Source organism: Vibrio sinaloensis, from assembly GCF_000808535.1.
GTDB classification, from domain to species: Bacteria; Pseudomonadota; Gammaproteobacteria; order Enterobacterales; family Vibrionaceae; genus Vibrio; species Vibrio sinaloensis_D.
Genome location: NZ_JWLV01000012.1, coordinates 96,785 through 114,858, shown reverse-complemented (window position 1 = coordinate 114,858; position 18,074 = coordinate 96,785). Strand labels below are relative to the sequence as shown.

Genomic DNA, 18,074 nt, shown 5'->3' with positions numbered 1-18,074 from the left:
GGTGGGTGATAAACTATCGCCTATCAATTATCGAGTTATTCCGTTATGGATCTGTATCAATCATTTTCATCTGTCATCGAAGAGTATCTTGCACCGCGCAGTCGTATTGTTTTGGCCTTCAGTGGCGGCATTGACTCACGTGTATTGCTTTCATTACTTGCGCGCTATCAGCAGGAAACCCATCGTCCGACGCTAGCTGTCCATGTTCATCACGGCCTGAGTGCCAATGCTGATGAGTGGGCTAACCAGTGTCAAGAGTGGGCTGCTCAGAGTGATGTCCCCTTTATTTTGGAAAAGGTGCAACTCGATGCCAGCGGGAAGAGCATAGAGGAGTGTGCCCGAGATGAGCGTTATAAGGTGCTGGCTCGGCATGTAAATGAAAGGGATATTTTACTGACGGGTCAACATGGAGATGATCAGCTAGAAACGTTTCTTCTCGCCCTAAAGCGAGGCAGTGGGCCAAAAGGTTTGTCGGCGATGGCTGAGAGCAAGCTGTTTTCTAATGGCCGATTGGTTCGACCGTTACTTAAGGTCAGACGCGAAGAGATCGAACAATACGCGCGGCACCACGGCTTAAACTGGGTGGAAGATGAAAGTAATCAGGATACCCGCTTCGATCGCAATTACATTCGTCATCATATTTCGCCGGTTATTGAAGAGCGTTGGCCACATTTTACTCAATCAGTCCAGCGAAGCGCGCAATTGTGTGCAGAGCAAGAGTTACTGTTAGACGAGCTACTCCAAGATAAGCTCAGGCTCCTGGTTAACTCGGATGGTAGCTTAGCCATTCAAGGGGTGGCTGATTTGAGTGCATTGATGCGGGCACGTTTGATTCGTATGTGGTTGGCCAATGCGGGTCAGCGCATGCCAAGTCGAGATCATCTGGACAAAATTTGGCATCAGGTAGCACTTGCTAAGGCAGACGCGAATCCTGTTCTAAATCTAACTTCTGCGCAAGTACGCCGTTTTAACCGACGTCTCTACTTAGTTTCCACTCATGACGATATTAGCGATTGGTCTCAACGCTTGGGGCTAGGTGAGGAGCTTGAGCTTCCTGACAGGCTTGGTCATTTGACGCTTCAAGTGACATCGACTGGGTCACTGTCCTTATCTGCACTGCAGCAAGCGCCATTACGTATCATCTTTAATCCCGAAGGGCTCAGCGCTCATCCAGCGGAGCGAGGGCATAGCAGAAAACTGAAAAAGCTGTTTCAAGAGTATCAAGTGCCGAGTTGGGAAAGGCGAAGAAGACCGATACTTATGTGTGGTGATAAAGTAGCGGCTATCGCGGATTTGTTTATTGATCATCACTTTATCGGTCAAGACTGTGAGCTTATCTGGAGCAAGTAAACTATCTTTGTGTCAGAATCGTATAGATAAAACACACACAAGAAGTGGACTTATAAGGAAGAGCAATGAAGAGAATCGCTATTGGAATGGTCATCGGAATGGGCCTTATGGTTGGTCAAGCTATGGCGGCAGGTGATGTAGCTGCTGGGCAAGCGAAAGCGGCGGTATGTGCGGCTTGTCATGGTGCGGATGGTATCGCTGTCATCCCAGGTTATCCAAACTTGAAAGGTCAAAACGAACAGTACCTTGTTAGCTCGATTAATGCGTACAAAAACAAAGAGCGTAATGGTGGTCTAGCGGCGGTCATGCAAGCGCAAGCATCGATGCTCAGTGATGCCGACATCGCTAACCTAGCGGCATACTACGCAAGTTTGAAATAACCTTCGGTTAAGTTGTATATTAGCCTGAGCGCTTATCGCTCGGGCTTTTTATTGCCCGATGATCGTGGGATAATAAGCCAAATTGCTGAAGTTTAAGGGATGAACATGAAAAAAATTGAAGCCATCATCAAGCCGTTTAAGTTAGATGATGTTCGCGAAGCGTTAGCAGAAGTCGGCATTACCGGTATGACGGTTTCTGAAGTAAAAGGCTTTGGACGTCAAAAGGGTCATACTGAGCTATACCGTGGAGCAGAATACATGGTGGATTTCTTGCCTAAAGTGAAGCTTGAAATTGTGGTTACCGATGACGTTGCTGACCAGTGTGTTGATACGATTGTTGAGACTGCACAAACAGGCAAAATTGGTGATGGTAAGATCTTCATTACTGACGTTGAACGCATCGTGCGTATTCGTACCGGTGAAGAAGACGAAGACGCTATCTAGTGTTATTGTCAGAGTGTGTGAACTGAATTCGATATTCGATAATCAAGGAAGAGCCGTAAGGCTCTTTTTTACATTTTAGGGCTCAATGATGAACAAAAAATGGTTACTAGCATTGCCTATTGGACTCGTACTCACGGGAATGATTGGCTATCGAGTGGTGTTCACCTTGCCTGAACAAGGCCAAATATCTTCGATTTCACAAGGCAATATTGCGCTTTCGTTGCAGTGTTACCGTAGTGACTCAGCAAAGCCCGTGGATCTCAATGGCGAGCTGAATGTTCTGGTGTGGAACATCTACAAACAGAACCGACCAAACTGGCATTCTAGTTTGCAAACTCTGGTGAAGGGAAAACAATTGGCTCTGTTACAAGAAGCCAGTATGACCCCTGAGTTACTCCATTGGATTGAGGACAATCAGTGGTTTGGTAGCCAAGTCGATGCGTTTAAAGCCTTTGATACCACCGCGGGCGTTCTGAACTTAAGCTATGATACGCCTGATCTCGCCTGTGCGTACACCGAGCTTGAGCCTTGGTTAGGGTTGCCCAAATCTGCTTTATATGCGACTTACCCGCTGACGAATGGCCAGTCATTAGCGGTGGTTAATATCCATGCGGTAAATTTCACTTATGGCACCGTGGAGTATCAAAGACAGCTTGATACGTTAGTGACAGAGCTTTTGAATCATCAGGGGCCGATCATTGTTGCTGGCGATTTTAACAGCTGGAGTGACGCGCGATTGAGTGTGATGAAACAAGCGCTCGACAAAATAGGCGTTACTGAGGTTACCTACCAAGTGGATAATCGGACTCAGTTTGTGACTGGACTGCCTTTAGATCATGTGTTTTATCGAGATTTGGTTCTTCAAAAAGCAGAGGCGCCGATAACCGACGCCTCTGATCACAACCCAATAGAGGTGAGCTTTCGTTTAAAAAATAACGATGTAGAGCGCCCAAATTAGGTAGTAAGCGAGCCAAGGTAGTGCTGAAATGACCAAGGCTTGGCCGCGCTCGAACTCCGTCCATGTACCGACTGCCGCGTAGCCCAAAGCGATATACCAAGGCAGAAGTAGAGGGAACGAGCTGGCAAACTGAGACCACTCATTGGTCAGTGGAAGTTTGAGCAGTCCGTTAAGGCTATTGAGATCCGCGGCGTAAACAAGCACTTGACCATGTTTCAGTAGAACACTCACGTAGCTTGCAAGATCGCCGATGATTGCAGGGAAAGTGATCACCGCGGCTGCGGCAAACCATTTCCAGAAACCATGTTGGTGCTGACTTGGCTTAGTGGCCAGATTGAACCAAAACGCCAGCATGAGTATGGTCAGCGTTCGACCAAATACATCGCTGATGATTTCACTGGCCATTAAGGTGTTGGCATCAAGTAACTCAAGTTGTTGCGGGTTCGTTTGCGCCAGTTGAGCGGTTAGGACTTCTTTTAGCCACTCAAAATTGACCAAATCAAAATACGCACCCCAAAACAAAAATGGCGATAAAATCAGAAAAATGTATGGCTGCCAGCCCCATGCGCCACGTTGATAAAGGGCAAGGAAACAAGCGCTAGGTGAACGAAAAATATCAACTAGCATGATTAAAGGGTTACTGGAGGGCGTCATACACTTACCTTAGTTACATCGACGTAGAGTTTCAGTTTTTGACCCGGCTTAAGATATTTTTGTTTGCTTAGGTCATTCCATTTCACGATGTCACGTGATTTCACTTTAAATTTGCTGGCAATGCCACTGATGGTATCGCCTGAGCGCACGTTATAGAAAACGGTGCGGATGATGGCGCCATCTGAGCTGTTCTTCCATATCACCAGTTTTTGTCCTACACGTAACGTATCTTTTGGTCCCATTCCATTCCACTTGGCAAGCGATTTGTGAGAGACCTTGTTGGCTTTGGCAATGCTCCACAAACTGTCGCCTGAGCGAACTGTGTGGGTGAGCTTGTATTGACCACGGTTTTTCGCTTGCGTTTTTTCAAGGCGGTTGGATGCGGTTAAAGCGTAGACATTCTCATCTTTTGCCGACGCTGGAATCATCAAGTACTGACCAGCGCGAATGTTGCTGTTGGTCATGCCATTCGCACGCTGGATTACTTTTGTCGTGGTGTTGTATCGGTTAGCCAGAACGCTGATGGAGTCACCAGATTTCACTTTGTAGCGAACCAACTTCATTCCTTTACCGCGATTTTTTTCAACTTGGTAACGGAAACTGTCTTCTGCTTGGGCTGGAATAAGCAGTTGATGAGGGCCATCGGGTGCAGTCGACCACTGATTGTAAGCAGGGTTTAAGCCTTGCAGTTCTTTGACCGAGATACCCGCGTATTTTGCTGCAATCGCCAAATCCAGTTGTTCTTTTGGATCGATGAGGGTTACTACGGGTTTGTTCGCTATGGGTGGAATATCGATCCCGTACTTTTCTTGGTTGGCAATGATATCTGCGAGTGCTAGGAGTTTAGGAACGTAACCACTGGTCTCTTTCGGTAAATCGAGCGAGAAAAAGTCGGTGGGTTTACCTAGCTTGGTATTTTTACGAATTGCACTGGAAACGCGTCCGCCGCCACTGTTGTATGCTGCGATGGCGTGGGTCCATTCACCGTCAAAACGTTTATTTAGGTAAGTAAGGTAGTCGAGTGCTGCATCGGTTGCCGCAGGCACATCTCGACGCCCATCGTACCAGAAGTTCTGTTCTAAACCGTACATCTTGCCGGTTGCAGGGACAAACTGCCATAAGCCTGCCGCACTGCCGTGAGAGTAGGCAAAGGCATCAAATGAGCTTTCTACAACGGGGAGCAGCGCAAGCTCAAGAGGTAAGTTTCGCTCTTCGATCTTTTCTGTGATCAGGTAGAGGAATGGCTCGGCGCGTTTTGAAACGGTTCTAAGATGGCTTGGGTGCTTCAAATACCAAGTTCGGTAGTAATCGACCGTCTTGTGATCCGGAATTGGCATATCCAACTGCATCGCGATTCGTTGCCAGACATCTTCTTGCGACTGAGGCGTGACCACAGGTTTTGGCTTTGATACTGGTTTGGCTGGCTGAGCGGTAGGTTCAGCCTTTTTTACCGCGGGTGGGTTATTGGTTTCCGGTGATGAGGTCTCACTAGAATCGGTAGGCTGGGTTAGTTGACATCCTGTAAGTAAGAGCGCCAAAACCCAGCTATGTGTTAATCGCATTGCACAGCCCTTTTGTTACTTGGCTGCTGATAATACTTGCCACGCACAGAAAGTGACAAGCAGCAAATCGTTAAAATTCGTTCTTCCACTCACGTAATGCACTAAAAATGGCGAGTGCGTCGGTTTGGTCGGTTCGGTTTGCAACTGAGCGAATAACCGTTTGTTGGTCGGTGCGAAGGAAAGGATTGATCCATTTTTCACGGCGTAGTGTGGTGGGCAAGGTGGGGCGATTCTGAGCCCGCAGACGATTGACGTCATCTCGATATTGTTGGAGCTGCTCATTGTCGGGTTCTACAGCCAAGGCAAAGGCAAGATTACTCGCGGTGTACTCGTGTGCGCAATAGACCTCAGTTTCTTCTGGTAGTGCCGCAATCTTGGTGAGTGAGGAGTACATTTGTTCCATGGTCCCCTCAAAGACACGGCCACAGCCGGCTGAAAATAGGACATCACCACAGAAGAGCTTGCCATCTCCAACATAGCCAATATGACCAAGAGTATGACCGGCGAGATCTAACACAAAGAAGACTTCACCAAACAGCTCTATTTGGTCACCGCCCTCGACAGGATGAGTTAAGGTCGGCACGGGTTCATTGGCGGGGCCAACGACATCAATGCCAGGGTATTGTCGGACCAATTCGGCCACACCACCAATATGGTCGTTATGGTGGTGCGTGATCAAGATTGCATCTAAGCTTAGCTGGTGCTGTTTGAGGTAAGCCAGAACGGGCGCCGCATCACCAGGGTCGACAACGGCACAACGCTGATCGCTATTTTGAATTAGCCAGATGTAATTATCATTAAATGCAGGTATGCTTTTGATCTCTAACATGGTTGTGTCTCCCGAGTGAAGCAGGTTAGGTATGAAACCAGCACGTAGCAATAAGAAGTTAGAAAAGCCTCATTCATGGTCGCAACTTAAAAACGGCCAATGGGTGAGTGAGTCGATTCAGACTCGGATGGACGAGTGGTGCCCAAAATTATTTGGTTACCATATGCTTAAGCTCGGTGGTCTCAGCTGCGAGTTAACCAGTTTTGCCTGCAATATTCAACATCAAGTCAACCTCGATATAAAAAATCCATTGCATAACGTCATCGCCGACGGCTACGACTTACCCTTTTTTGAAAAAAGCTTTGATGCCGTTGTGATGGCACACCAGCTCGACTACTGCAATGATCCCCATCGAATGCTGCGTGAAGTTGACCGTGTAATGATCGATGACGGCTATTTGATTATCACAGGTTTTAACCCAATCAGTTTTACCGGGCTGGCCAGTCTGATGCCTTGGCGTAGAAACAATCTGCCGTGGAGTGGACGGATGTTCACCCCAAACCGGATCAAAGATTGGCTGAGCGTTTTGAACTATCAAGTGATCGAATGCGATAGCTATGCACTGTTCCCGATGCAGAAGTACCGAACAATGTGGACTTGGTTAGAGAACAGCTTAGGGGACTGGGCGGCGCCGATGGGCAGTTTGTACTTCATTGTTGCGCGCAAGCGAACCTATCCGCTTAAGCCAATTAAGCCTCACTGGAAGCTAAAACGAAAATTGACGCCGGTGAGCGTCAATTACAAAGTGTCGAATAAGCAGTCCCACTAGTTGGGAATATAGCCGGTATCTTCTTCGGTCGGGTTTTCGGCTGCGGTACGTGCCAACTCATCACACATTTCGTTTTCTCGATGCCCAGCATGGCCTTTAACCCAGCGCCAATCGATGTTGTGGCGCTCACTTTCGGCGTCTAAGGCTTTCCATAGGTCTGCATTCTTGACCGGTTTTTTATCTGCGGTTTTCCAGCCACGTTTTTTCCAGTTGTGAATCCACTGGGTAATGCCTTGACGCACGTACTGGCTATCGGTAGTGAGAATGACGTCACACGGTTCTTTGAGGGCTTGTAGGGCAACGATCGTCGCTAACATTTCCATTCGGTTATTGGTGGTTAGCGTGTAGCCTTTGGCGAGCGTTTTCTCGGTTTGTTTATAACGTAATACGATACCGTAGCCGCCAGGACCAGGATTGCCTAAACAAGAACCGTCCGTGAAAATTTCCACCTGTTTCGTCATGATTTGATACTATTGGGTTAAGCTCATTATTGGCATAGTCTGACACACATTTTGTTATGAATACCAGCAACAATTCTAATCAGCACCGCATTGTCGTACTCGATACCGAAACCACGGGTATGAACCAAGAGGGCGGTCCTCATTATCTAGGTCATCGAATTATTGAGATTGGTGCCGTAGAAATCATCAACCGTAAACTGACGGGACGTCACTTCCATGTTTACATTAAGCCCGATCGCGACATTCAAGCTGAAGCGGTTCAGGTCCACGGTATCACGGATGAGTTTTTGGTGGACAAGCCAGAGTATCAAGACGTTCACGCTGAATTTTTAGAGTTCATCAAAGGTGCCGAGCTGGTGGCGCACAACGCGCCCTTCGATACCGGCTTTATGGACTACGAGTTTGAGATGCTCGACCCAAGTATTGGTAAAACCGACGATTATTGTAAGGTGACCGATACGCTGGCCATGGCGAAGAAGATCTTCCCAGGTAAGCGAAACAACCTCGATGTCCTCTGTGACCGATACGGCATTGATAACTCCCATCGTACTCTCCACGGGGCATTGCTCGATGCCGAGATTTTGGCAGATGTATATCTGTTGATGACCGGTGGTCAGACGTCGCTGCAATTTAATGCAGGGAACTCTGATGGCAGCGATGTGGGAGGTGAGTCAATAAAACGGGTGGCAAGTGGTCGAAAAGCACTAAAGGTTATCCGTGCAAGTGCCGATGAATTAGAAGCGCATCAAAATAGATTAGATATCGTCGAGAAAAGCGGAAGCTGTCTCTGGCGTCAGTAGGAGAAAGGATGTTAAGGATTTGGTTGGTTGTACTCAGCGTACTGCTGAGCGCTGCAAATGTCGCGGCAAATGAGTCATCAATGACCTTGCTCGATAACCGCTTTCGAGTTGATCCTTCTATCCAGCAAATTACCTTTGTGATTTATCGAGCTGAAAACTCACAACCCGTGGTGTTGGTTCGCCCAGATGGTAAAAAATATTACGCTTGGCGCAGCCCTGATAATGTTCGTTGGTATCAAGAGTCATCGATGGACATTATTTCCATCGATAATCCGATGCCAGGTCCTTGGCAAGCGGTTGGTAAAGTAACTCCCAAGAACAAGATCACGCTGATTTCGCATTTAGAGCTGTTAACGGATCGGCTTCCAAGTCGTTTGTACCAGGGCGAGTCGATTAAGTTCACCGCGCGTTTAACGTCGGATAAGCAGCCTTTGGTTCTGCGTGACTTTCTGGATCGCGTAAAGCTCAAGGTTACTTTCACCAAGTTTGTTGAAAATGAAGATACTTTGATCAAAGAAGCGCGTCCTATCCCTGAAGTGATTGGCGAGTTTGCCGATGACGGTACTGAGCTTGATGAAGTCGCTGGGGATGGTGTGTTTACGGTGTCATTGCCCATTTCGAGCGCGCCGGGTAAATACCGAGTACGCATCACGTCGGGGAATGGGATCTTCCTTCGAGCACAAGAGCAGGAAGTGCTGGTTTACCCTTCTCCGGTGCAAGTGACCTTCATTCAATCTCGCAGTGAGCAAGAGATGCACAAAGTGGTCTTGTCAGGTGAGCAAGGCATGGTCGAGCCAGGCTCTCTAGCAGCTTTTGTTGAACATATTGACCCTGACGAGCGTCAAATTGATGTGCAAGGCGCGGCTGTGAAAGGGAGCAATAAACTCGAACTCAGCATTCCCTACAGTGATACTTTGGGCAACTACTCTTGGACTGGGCAGGCGTATGCGACGGAAATGGGCTCCGGCAGACCATTAGTCTTCCCGCTGAGCGAATACACCTATAGTTTGGTGGAAGAGCTCGACATTGCAGAAACCCGTCGTTTGCAAGAAGAGGAGCGCCTGAAACAGCAAAAACTGATGGAAGAGATGCGTCAGATTGAACTTCGCGAAGAGAAGAAAACACAAGGCATGATCATGATTGCGATTGGCAATGTCGTGGTGATTCTTCTGGCCTTGGTTGCTTGGTTTGTGATTGGCAAGCTTAGAGCCAAAAAGAAAGCCGTGCCGGAGATGCAACTGGAAATGCCCAAAAAATAGCAACCTCAGATTGCCGCTTTTTATTTAACCCCTAGTTTGCGATGCAGCTAGGGGTTATTTATATTTTAAACATTTATTTAATTCAAACTTATTGTATGCGATGCACTAAAGGCGGTTTTGAGCATATTTATGTGAACAAGTTTTTGATAACATTCACTTATTCATAGCGTTAAATAAGTTAGGGGTTGAATGTATCATCCGAACAAATATGGTCGAGCCAAAAATGCGCTCGCGCTCGCAGTAGCTGTCGCGTTATTTGGATGTCAGAGTGGGCATGAAAGCAGCGATGACGAATCGACCTCGACAACCGATACCAGTTCTGGCTCTAGCGGCAGTGCCATTACGGTGAATCTTCCCGCAGCCGTGACCTTGACCGAACCTAGCTCTGGCTCGAACACCGAATCTATTACAGTGACCTTATCAGCAGCACTGAGCCAAGATCTTGTTCTCTCTGTGGTGACAAGTGATGTGACTACTCGCAGCGAAGGGCAATTTAAAAACTACGACCCGATCGCCGCTCAAACAGTTCGAGTGCCAGCAGGCGTCACCACGTATTCACTCCCACTTAATCTAGTACACAACAACTTGCACGAGGGCAGTAAACAACTGCGTTACACCATTAGTGCTGCGAGTAGCCCAGATTATACCCTTGAGAACTCAAGTTCTAGCGTGACCCTTACCGACAGCGATCTTGAGCCAACCATACGCTTTAGCGATGCCAGCAAAACCGTTTTGGAAGGTGACAGCGCACAGAGTCACATTGAGTTGAGCCACTATCACGCCAAAGAGGTTACTGTGAATTTAGCGCAAAGTGGTATCGCTTCCAGTGACGACGTGACGAGTTCACTAAGCTCAATGACGGTAACGATTCCTGCGGAAAGCTTACGCCATGTCGTGACTGTGTCGGCGAAAAAAGATGGCTTGATTGAAGGTGGTGAATCACTCATTTACACCATGGAGAGTAGCGGTAACACCACTATTGATTCGGACCACAGCTCACTGGCATTTTATATACCTGGTGACCGAGAAATTAATGACACCGGATTTGCCACCTACTCTAATGGCGCCTCTCATGATCTAACCGCAGAGCCTGCGGGATACCCTGGGCAAGATGCTGATTACGGGCTTGATAAAGAGGATGGAGGCCTCCACAGTGACGGCCAGCATGGCTTCAAGCTGACCAAGTTGGATTACAGCGGTAATGTGTTGGCGAATGATGCCTCTTCGTGGTCATGTGTTCGTGACGAGCGAACGGGTGTCTATTTTGAAGCGAAGCAGGCTCCAAGAACTTTGCCGTCACAAGGTGAGATTGAGACGTGGCAAGAGGCGTTCCAGAAAGACCCTGACGCCAACCCATACCCATGGGTAAGCGAGTCTGGACAGTGGCGCAGTGCGGCTTATCGTTATACTTGGTACAACTCTGACAGCAGCACCAACGGTGGAAATTTAGGGGCAATTAACGATTTGTTACCCTCAGAAGGCCCAATATCAAGCCAATGCGCTTTCCCCGAAGAAGAGGGAATAGAATATCGCTGTAATGCTGAAGCCTACCTCGCGACCCTCAATCGCTATGGAGTGTGTGGCGTGTCCAATTGGCGTTTGCCTTCTCCAAGTGAAGCGCGTTCGATAGTTAATTACGGTTTCGGCGTTGGCCCTACCGACCCAACAACAGAAAACTACTTTCCGTATATGAAGGGGGCTAGTATGGGCAGCTCAGCAGACACGATCTTCACCAGTGCAAGTCGTGTAACGGGGGGCGGAGCCAGTGCTTGGTGTATGCAGACTCAAACTGGGCAAGTCGAGCTCTGTAACAAGGGTACCTACCATGGTGTGATTGCCGTTAGTGAAGGGGTAGAATAATGAAGCTGAAACTTATAACTATCGCGGCTTTGATGGTTTCTACTACGAGCTTTGCGCAGACTTGTGTTGAGAATCAGCCAGTATCACAACTGGAAGGTCAGTTTATCGATCGTCAAGATGGCACCATCTTGGATGTGAAAACCAACCTGCTGTGGCAAAAATGTAACGTGGGAGAGACTTACAACAGCACGACGAATGGCTGCGACGGGACGCCAACCAGTTTCGCTTCGTGGGATTTAGCCTTACAGAGTTCTCAAGTTGGCGTCGACGGCTTTCGTCTCCCCAATATTAAAGAGTTAGGGTCAATCGTGGACTATCGTTGTGCGAAGCCGGCCATCAACTTGACCTATTTTCCGACGACGACCAATGTTCCTTACTGGACAAATACCCCTGATGTTTCAGATATCAACACGGCTTATTCTGGGTTGGTTATCGACTTTACTGAGGGGCAGGAAAAAACGGTCAACGCCAGCGGGGAGATGTTTGTCCGCTTGGTCAAGCCTTTTAACTAGGTGACTAGAGATATAAAAAAGGGCCGCAACAAGCGGCCCTTTCTGTTCCTGTTGACTAGGCAACTTCAACCATGGTCGGTGGCGTTACCTCAAGTGGCTTTGCTTCCAGTTCTTGCGGTTCAAAGTCGTCGACATTGATCACGTATAGGCGTTGCTGCTCTGCTTCAATCAGCAAGTTTGCCTCCGCTTTATCAAGAATGCCTTTCTCTAAGCCTATTTCGGCGATTGCATCTAGGCGCAAAAACGGACGACGTTCGCCAATCGCTTTACACACTTTGTCGAACAACGGCTCTGCCTCAAGAATCACCGACAGCGCGTGTTCAATTTTCCCTGCTGGGTTGAACTCACTCGCCGTCAAGTACTGGTTGCGACCAATACGAGAGCGGGTTTCTGATGGCGTTTGAAGAATGCGTGCTACTTGGCTGTCCAGTTTGTCACTTGGCGCTTTGCGTACACGACCAAAAGGCAAGATTACGACACGTAGCGCTTTGCCTAGCCACTTGTTCGGGAAGTTAGCTAAGAACTCATCGATCGCTAGTTCAGTCTGTTTCATGCTGTCTTGCAATCCCCAGTGAACCAGCGGTAAATCGTCCGTGATTCGACCATCACTTTCATAGCGTTTCAGCGTGGCTGAGCTCAGATATAGCTGACTGAGAATATCGCCAAGTCGAGCTGACAAACGCTCTTTACGTTTGAGTGAACCACCCAGCACCGCCATTGAAATGTCCGCAAGGAAGGCAATGTTTGCACTGTAGCGGTTCAATTGCTGGTAGTAGCGCGTGGTTGCGTCTTGCGTTGGTGCCTCAGAGCCGCGTCCGTCAGTTAGACCAAGCCAGAAGCTACGTACCAGGTTGCTCATGGTAAAGCTAACATGTCCTGCAAGTGCTTTATCAAATTTCTCAACAGCGTCGCCTGCTTCAGAGTAAGCGGCGTCCATCTCTTCCAAAACGTATGGATGGCAGCGAATCGCACCCTGACCAAAGATGATCATTGAACGTGTCAGAATGTTCGCACCTTCAACCGTTACCGCAATTGGCGCACCTTGGTAACCACGTGCTAAGAAGTTAGAGGGGCCCAAACAGATCCCTTTGCCGCCGACAATGTCCATCGCATCAATGATGCTTTGCTGGCCTCGGTGGGTACAGTGGTACTTAACGATGGCTGAGATCACCGATGGTTTTTCTCCTAAATCAATGCCTGCAACCGTCAAGTTGCTCGCAGCATCCATCACATAGGCATTGCCCCCTAGGCGAGCCAATGGTTCCTCAACCCCTTCCATGTGGCCAATAGGTTGCTTGAACTGGCGACGAATGCGCGAGTAGGCACCCGTTGCCAGTGCGGCCGTTTTGATGCCACCTGTCGAGTTGGATGGGAGCGTAATACCGCGGCCGACTGACAGACATTCAACCAGCATGCGCCAACCTTGGCCTGCCATTTTCTGACCACCGATGATGAAGTCGATAGGAACAAACAGATCATTGCCGCGCGTTGGTCCATTTTGGAAAGGAACATTGAGCGGGAAGTGTCGATTACCGATCTCCACACCTTTAAGATGGGTTGGAATCAGAGCACAAGTGATACCGAGATCTTCTTTATCACCCAGTAGTCCTTCAGGATCGCGCAGTTTAAAGGCAAGACCAAGCACCGTTGCGACCGGGGCAAGGGTAATGTAGCGTTTGTTCCAAGTTAGACGCATGCCAAGGACTTCTTTGCCTTCCCACTCGCCCTTACACACAACGCCATAATCTGGAATTGACCCCGCGTCCGAGCCTGCTTCTGGGCTAGTGAGTGCAAAACATGGAATCTCTTTGCCTTCCGCTAGGCGAGGTAAGTAGTAATCCTTTTGCTCCTCTGTACCATAATGTTGCAGAAGCTCACCTGGCCCCAATGAGTTGGGTACACCAACGGTCGATGACAGCACGCCAGAGACACCCGTCAGCTTTTGCAGAACCAAAGATTGAGCGTAGGCAGAAAACTCCAAGCCACCATATTTTTTCTTGATGATCATGGCAAAGAACTTGTTGTCTTTGAGGTATTGCCATACTTCTGGTGGAAGGTCCGCCAGTTCGTGGGTCACTTGATAGTCGTTGACCATGGCACACACTTCTTCCACTGGGCCATCCAGAAAGGCTTGTTCTTCTTGGCTTAAGCTTGGCGCTTTGATGGTATGCAGCTTGTTCCAATCAGGCTTACCCTTAAACAGCTCAGCTTCCCACCAAACTGTCCCTGCATCTAACGCTTCTTTTTCCGTTTGCGACATGGCTGGGAGTACTTGTTTGAAAAGCTTAAGTGCTTTTTTACTAATGAGAGATTGTCTTACTGCAGGGATGCCCAATATCACGACCGCGGATACATACAGTAACCAACTGATAGAACCGGCCGTGCCAACCCAAGATAAGAGAACCATAGTCGCTGTCAGTGCGGCAACTGAAGCGATCAACGAGCTTCGGCGATATAGGCAGGTGGCCAATACAACCGTAAATCCGAGTATAGAGAGCAAGATGTCCATGTTTCGTTTTCCTTTTTGACGTATCTCAACAGTTATACGTCTTAAACTAGTAAGAGGTCATACCAGTAAAGTGTAAACAAAAGATTAATGAAATGTAAAACACACTAATGCTCAAAAAGTGATCTAAGTAGAGTGAAAATTCTAAAAATGCTGGCTTGTGCTGTTTTTATGAGCAATGAATTGCAATAAAGGTGGATTTGTTAACCGAGAGCTATCGACACTATGCGATGTTTGAGTAAACTCATCAAATAAGTTGGGTGATGCGCTAAGCTCGCCTATCCACGAACAATAATTAGAGATAGCCCTATGTACCATGATCTGATCAAGAGCGAGTTGCTAGAAGCTGCTGACGTACTAAACAAGTTTTTGAGTGATGAGAGCAATATTGCTCAAATCGAATCGGCGGCCAAAATGATTGCGGATTCGTTTAAGCAAGGTGGCAAGGTATTGTCGTGTGGTAACGGCGGTTCACATTGTGATTCCATGCACTTTGCTGAAGAGCTGACAGGTCGTTACCGTGAAAATCGCCCAGGTTTGCCAGGTATTGCTATCTCTGATCCTAGCCATCTGTCTTGTGTCAGCAATGATTTTGGTTATGACCACGTTTTCTCTCGCTATGTAGAAGCTGTTGGTTCAAAAGGGGATGTCTTATTTGGCCTTTCGACTTCCGGTAATTCTGCAAATATCTTAAAGGCGATTGAAGCGGCTCAAGCAAAAGGCATGAAGACCATCGCGTTGACCGGTAAAGATGGCGGCAAGATGGCTGGCTTAGCGGATATCGAAATTCGTGTACCGCATTTTGGTTACGCAGACCGTATTCAAGAAATCCACATTAAGATCATTCACATCGTGATCCAGCTTATCGAAAAGGAAATGGAGAACGCGTAACGGCGTGACCATTCATCATTTAACCGGCATCAGTGTTTGCATTTTCTCTCGCTGATGTCGTTAAGTTAACAACTGCACGCAAGGATGAAGGGAGTTTAGTAGGCCATGTGTGAATTGCTCGGCATGAGCGCCAACGTACCAACAGATATCTGTTTTAGTTTTACCGGATTGATGCAGCGTGGTGGGAACACGGGGCCGCACCGAGATGGGTGGGGGATCACGTTTTACGAAGGAAAGGGGTTCCGCACATTCAAAGATCCGAACCCGAGCTGCAAATCCAAAATTGCTGAGCTAGTCCAGAACTACCCAATTAAAAGCTGCGCGGTTGTCAGCCATATTAGGCAGGCGAATCGTGGCGGAGTAAACCTCGAAAATACCCACCCATTTACTCGTGAGCTTTGGGGGCGCTATTGGACCTTTGCGCATAATGGCCAACTGAGTGATTACCAAGATCTGCAAACTGGTCGCCATCGCCCTGTTGGACAAACTGACAGTGAGCTCTCTTTCTGTTGGCTATTAAAGCAAATGGAAGAACGATACCCAGAGCCGCCACAAGATATGGTCGGAGTGTTCCGGTTTGTTGCCGAGTGCTGCGATAGATTGCGCGAGAAAGGTGTCTTTAACATGCTGCTCTCTGATGGTGAGTACGTAATGACTTACTGTACCAATCATCTTTACTGGATTACGCGTCGCGCGCCCTTTGGCAAGGCAGCACTGATCGATGAAGATGTTGAGATCAACTTTCAAGAAGAGACGACACCCAATGACATTGTGTCAGTCATTGCTACTCAGCCACTGACCGGCAATGAGACTTGGCACCGCATGAAACCCGGAGAGTTTGGTATCTTGCACTTTGGCGAGCTGATTGATGGCAATGCTGATGAGCTGAGCCATGTTCCTTTTGCGCCTAAGAAAGTCGCGAGTCAAGCACCGACAGAGCCGCTGGAATAGTGGTGCACTCTCATCAGTTGTAAAAAAGGCCGATGTTTCCATCGGCCTTTTGTATTTCTAAGCGTTAATCAACTTAAGCAAGCTGCGCTTTAACATGCTCAACGATATCAGCCATCGCTACAGCCGTCTTCTCACCTGAGCGGCGGTTCTTGTACTCGAAGTTACCTTCTTTCATAGAACGATCACCAATCACGATAGTGTGAGGAATGCCAATAAGTTCTATATCAGAGAACATTACGCCTGGGCGCTCTTTACGGTCGTCGAATAGAACTTCGATGCCCATAGCCGTCAGTTCTGCGTACAGCTTCTCAGCTGCTTCTTTCACTTCTTCTGACTTGTGCATGTTCATTGGCACGATAGCCACTTGGAAAGGTGCGAGTGCATCTGGCCAGATGATGCCGTATTTGTCGTGGTTTTGCTCGATTGCAGAAGCCACAACACGTGATACACCAATACCGTAACAACCCATCTCTAGAATGACGTTCTTACCGTCAGGACCAAGCACGCCACAGTTCATTGCTTCAGAGTAAGTGTTACCTAGCTGGAAGATGTGACCCACTTCGATACCACGCTTAAGCATTAGGGTACCTTTACCACATGGGCTTGGATCGCCTTCAACGACGTTACGTAGATCTTCAATTTGGCCTAGTTCCACGTCACGACCCCAGTTGATACCGAAGTAGTGCTTGTCATCAATGTTAGCGCCCGCGCCAAAATCGCTCATTACAGCAACAGTGCGGTCAACAATGAATGGCAGTTTAAGACCAACAGGGCCAAGAGAACCAGGGCCTGCGCCGATCAGTGCGCGAATCTCTTCTTCCGTTGCCATCTCAAGAGGAGCTGCAACTTGAGGAAGGTTCTCAGCTTTCACTTCGTTTAGCTCGTGGTCGCCACGGATGATTAGCGCGATGATATCTGCGTCTACTTCATCAGATGCTTTAACTAAAAGCGTTTTCACTGTCTTCTCGATAGGCATGTCGAACTGTTCAACAAGCTCAGCGATGGTTTTGGCGTTTGGTGTATCAACCAGCGTCATCTCTTGAGTTGGCTCAGCGCGATCACCTGCTGGCGCTGCTGCTTCTGCTTTTTCGATGTTCGCTGCGTAATCAGACTCAGTCGAGAAGGCGATGAGATCTTCGCCGCTTTCAGCAAGTACGTGGAACTCTTGAGAGCCACTACCACCAATAGCGCCAGAGTCAGCCAATACTGGACGGTACTCAAGACCCATGCGGTCGAATGCTTTACAGTATGCATCGTGCATCGCTTGGTAAGATTTCTCTAGACCTTCTTTATCGATGTCGAAGCTGTATGCATCCATCATGCAGAATTCACGTGCACGCATTACGCCAAAACGTGGGCGACGCTCATCACGGAACTTAGTCTGGATTTGGTACAGGTTTAGCGGAAGCTGTTTGTAAGAGCTCACTTCGTTACGCACAAGGCTAGTGATCACTTCTTCAGCGGTTGGGCTAAGAACAAACGGACGAGTGTGACGGTCAGTAAAGCGAAGTAGCTCAGGACCCATCTTCTCGCTGCGGCCTGTCTCTTCCCATAGTTCAAACGGCTGAACAACGGGCATCAATGTTTCGACTGCGCCTGCATTGTCGATCTCTTGACGAACGATGTTTTCGACTTTACGCAGTACACGTAGACCAGTAGGTAGCCAGGTGTAAAGACCTGAAGCCAGCTTACGGATCATACCTGCACGTAGCATGAGCTGGTGGCTCACTACTTCTGCGTCGTTTGGAGTCTCCTTCAGAGTAGAAAGAAGATAATTACTGGTACGCATTTAACTTATCCGTTTATTAAAGTTAGATACTCAAGCCGGAATGGACAGGAGTATGGAAGTCCCCCAAGGGGAAAATGGTTAGCCGCTTATAATATCAGC

General features: G+C 48.2%; 17 protein-coding genes. 11 read left to right on the top strand and 6 right to left on the bottom strand.

The genetic code is table 11. The features are described from left to right. Nucleotides 1-45: 45 nt before the first annotated feature. The 4 genes from tilS to RJ47_RS09280 all read left to right on the top strand — a co-directional run bounded on the left by tilS (nucleotide 46) and on the right by RJ47_RS09280 (nucleotide 3,132). Complete coding sequence (gene tilS / locus RJ47_RS09295) at nucleotides 46-1,350, top strand: tRNA lysidine(34) synthetase TilS (protein ID WP_039483420.1); 1,305 nt, start codon at nucleotides 46-48, stop codon at nucleotides 1,348-1,350. Between the two features lie 65 nt (nucleotides 1,351-1,415). Next, on the top strand, nucleotides 1,416-1,730 hold the full coding sequence (locus RJ47_RS09290) for a c-type cytochrome (protein WP_039483418.1): 315 nt from the start codon (nucleotides 1,416-1,418) through the stop codon (nucleotides 1,728-1,730). A 105-nt stretch (nucleotides 1,731-1,835) separates the two neighbouring features. Beyond that, complete coding sequence (gene glnB / locus RJ47_RS09285; RefSeq protein WP_008077534.1) at nucleotides 1,836-2,174, top strand: nitrogen regulatory protein P-II; 339 nt, start codon at nucleotides 1,836-1,838, stop codon at nucleotides 2,172-2,174. An 88-nt stretch (nucleotides 2,175-2,262) separates the two neighbouring features. Then, a complete protein-coding gene (locus RJ47_RS09280; RefSeq protein WP_156143317.1) occupies nucleotides 2,263-3,132 on the top strand; it encodes an endonuclease/exonuclease/phosphatase family protein in 870 nt (289 codons plus the stop codon). Here the strand turns inward: RJ47_RS09280 and RJ47_RS09275 are convergent. From RJ47_RS09275 to gloB, 3 genes are all read right to left on the bottom strand, one after another. Beyond that, a complete protein-coding gene (locus tag RJ47_RS09275; RefSeq protein ID WP_039483413.1) occupies nucleotides 3,100-3,786 on the bottom strand; it encodes a YIP1 family protein in 687 nt (228 codons plus the stop codon). The two genes, RJ47_RS09280 and RJ47_RS09275, sit on opposite strands and share 33 nt — an antisense overlap. Continuing rightward, a complete protein-coding gene (locus tag RJ47_RS09270) occupies nucleotides 3,783-5,348 on the bottom strand; it encodes a lytic transglycosylase (protein ID WP_038215570.1) in 1,566 nt (521 codons plus the stop codon). The genes RJ47_RS09275 and RJ47_RS09270 overlap by 4 nt, the downstream gene beginning before the upstream one ends. Nucleotides 5,349-5,418: 70 nt before the next feature. After that, the gene (gloB, locus tag RJ47_RS09265) at nucleotides 5,419-6,177 is read right to left on the bottom strand and encodes a hydroxyacylglutathione hydrolase (RefSeq protein WP_038215567.1); all 759 of its coding nucleotides are present in this window, start codon (nucleotides 6,175-6,177) and stop codon (nucleotides 5,419-5,421) included. Nucleotides 6,178-6,208: 31 nt separating this feature from the next. Between gloB and RJ47_RS09260 the strand changes: the two genes are divergently transcribed. Next, the gene (locus RJ47_RS09260) at nucleotides 6,209-6,946 is read left to right on the top strand and encodes a class I SAM-dependent methyltransferase (protein ID WP_005475348.1); all 738 of its coding nucleotides are present in this window, start codon (nucleotides 6,209-6,211) and stop codon (nucleotides 6,944-6,946) included. On the opposite strand, the gene rnhA is transcribed toward RJ47_RS09260, so the two are convergent. Then, nucleotides 6,943-7,407 carry a ribonuclease HI gene (rnhA, locus tag RJ47_RS09255; protein WP_005475295.1) on the bottom strand — a complete coding sequence of 155 codons (465 nt, stop codon included), beginning with the start codon at nucleotides 7,405-7,407 and terminating at the stop codon, nucleotides 6,943-6,945. The two genes, RJ47_RS09260 and rnhA, sit on opposite strands and share 4 nt — an antisense overlap. 56 nt (nucleotides 7,408-7,463) lie before the next feature. Here rnhA and dnaQ point away from each other — a divergent pair, with 56 nt between their 5' ends. The 4 genes from dnaQ to RJ47_RS09235 all read left to right on the top strand — a co-directional run bounded on the left by dnaQ (nucleotide 7,464) and on the right by RJ47_RS09235 (nucleotide 11,838). Next, nucleotides 7,464-8,207: a DNA polymerase III subunit epsilon gene (gene dnaQ, locus RJ47_RS09250; RefSeq protein ID WP_038139505.1), complete on the top strand. Its 744-nt coding sequence runs from the start codon at nucleotides 7,464-7,466 to the stop codon at nucleotides 8,205-8,207. 8 nt (nucleotides 8,208-8,215) lie between these two features. Beyond that, nucleotides 8,216-9,466: a TIGR03503 family protein gene (locus RJ47_RS09245; RefSeq protein WP_039483410.1), complete on the top strand. Its 1,251-nt coding sequence runs from the start codon at nucleotides 8,216-8,218 to the stop codon at nucleotides 9,464-9,466. 189 nt (nucleotides 9,467-9,655) lie between these two features. Continuing rightward, the gene (locus RJ47_RS09240; protein ID WP_082016332.1) at nucleotides 9,656-11,326 is read left to right on the top strand and encodes a DUF1566 domain-containing protein; all 1,671 of its coding nucleotides are present in this window, start codon (nucleotides 9,656-9,658) and stop codon (nucleotides 11,324-11,326) included. Continuing rightward, on the top strand, nucleotides 11,326-11,838 hold the full coding sequence (locus tag RJ47_RS09235) for a DUF1566 domain-containing protein (protein ID WP_039483409.1): 513 nt from the start codon (nucleotides 11,326-11,328) through the stop codon (nucleotides 11,836-11,838). Before RJ47_RS09240 ends, RJ47_RS09235 begins: the two co-directional genes overlap by 1 nt. Before the next feature lie 55 nt (nucleotides 11,839-11,893). On the opposite strand, the gene fadE is transcribed toward RJ47_RS09235, so the two are convergent. Next, nucleotides 11,894-14,347, bottom strand: a complete 2,454-nt coding sequence (gene fadE / locus RJ47_RS09230; RefSeq protein ID WP_039483406.1) for an acyl-CoA dehydrogenase FadE — start codon at nucleotides 14,345-14,347, stop codon at nucleotides 11,894-11,896. Between the two features lie 306 nt (nucleotides 14,348-14,653). Between fadE and lpcA the strand changes: the two genes are divergently transcribed. Both lpcA and RJ47_RS09220 read left to right on the top strand, forming a co-directional pair. Then, a complete protein-coding gene (gene lpcA, locus RJ47_RS09225) occupies nucleotides 14,654-15,235 on the top strand; it encodes a D-sedoheptulose 7-phosphate isomerase (RefSeq protein ID WP_005475341.1) in 582 nt (193 codons plus the stop codon). 105 nt (nucleotides 15,236-15,340) lie between these two features. After that, entirely contained in the window at nucleotides 15,341-16,186 is an 846-nt protein-coding gene (locus RJ47_RS09220) for a class II glutamine amidotransferase (RefSeq protein WP_038190691.1), read from the top strand. A 73-nt stretch (nucleotides 16,187-16,259) separates the two neighbouring features. On the opposite strand, the gene RJ47_RS09215 is transcribed toward RJ47_RS09220, so the two are convergent. After that, a complete protein-coding gene (locus tag RJ47_RS09215; RefSeq protein WP_039483403.1) occupies nucleotides 16,260-17,975 on the bottom strand; it encodes a proline--tRNA ligase in 1,716 nt (571 codons plus the stop codon). Nucleotides 17,976-18,074: the final 99 nt, after the last annotated feature.

Bases quoted from the DNA above. Each gene is read 5' to 3' on its own strand.
- gloB (WP_038215567.1), bottom strand. From the start codon at position 6,177: ATGTTAGAGATCAAAAGCATACCTGCATTTAATGATAATTACATCTGG.
- RJ47_RS09270 (WP_038215570.1), bottom strand. From the start codon at position 5,348: ATGCGATTAACACATAGCTGGGTTTTGGCGCTCTTACTTACAGGATGT.
- RJ47_RS09290 (WP_039483418.1), top strand. From the start codon at position 1,416: ATGAAGAGAATCGCTATTGGAATGGTCATCGGAATGGGCCTTATGGTT.
- tilS (WP_039483420.1), top strand. From the start codon at position 46: ATGGATCTGTATCAATCATTTTCATCTGTCATCGAAGAGTATCTTGCA.
- lpcA (WP_005475341.1), top strand. From the start codon at position 14,654: ATGTACCATGATCTGATCAAGAGCGAGTTGCTAGAAGCTGCTGACGTA.
- fadE (WP_039483406.1), bottom strand. From the start codon at position 14,347: ATGGACATCTTGCTCTCTATACTCGGATTTACGGTTGTATTGGCCACC.
- RJ47_RS09275 (WP_039483413.1), bottom strand. From the start codon at position 3,786: ATGACGCCCTCCAGTAACCCTTTAATCATGCTAGTTGATATTTTTCGT.
- dnaQ (WP_038139505.1), top strand. From the start codon at position 7,464: ATGAATACCAGCAACAATTCTAATCAGCACCGCATTGTCGTACTCGAT.
- RJ47_RS09240 (WP_082016332.1), top strand. From the start codon at position 9,656: ATGTATCATCCGAACAAATATGGTCGAGCCAAAAATGCGCTCGCGCTC.
- RJ47_RS09215 (WP_039483403.1), bottom strand. From the start codon at position 17,975: ATGCGTACCAGTAATTATCTTCTTTCTACTCTGAAGGAGACTCCAAAC.
- RJ47_RS09220 (WP_038190691.1), top strand. From the start codon at position 15,341: ATGTGTGAATTGCTCGGCATGAGCGCCAACGTACCAACAGATATCTGT.
- glnB (WP_008077534.1), top strand. From the start codon at position 1,836: ATGAAAAAAATTGAAGCCATCATCAAGCCGTTTAAGTTAGATGATGTT.
- RJ47_RS09235 (WP_039483409.1), top strand. From the start codon at position 11,326: ATGAAGCTGAAACTTATAACTATCGCGGCTTTGATGGTTTCTACTACG.
- RJ47_RS09280 (WP_156143317.1), top strand. From the start codon at position 2,263: ATGAACAAAAAATGGTTACTAGCATTGCCTATTGGACTCGTACTCACG.
- RJ47_RS09245 (WP_039483410.1), top strand. From the start codon at position 8,216: ATGTTAAGGATTTGGTTGGTTGTACTCAGCGTACTGCTGAGCGCTGCA.
- RJ47_RS09260 (WP_005475348.1), top strand. From the start codon at position 6,209: ATGAAACCAGCACGTAGCAATAAGAAGTTAGAAAAGCCTCATTCATGG.
- rnhA (WP_005475295.1), bottom strand. From the start codon at position 7,407: ATGACGAAACAGGTGGAAATTTTCACGGACGGTTCTTGTTTAGGCAAT.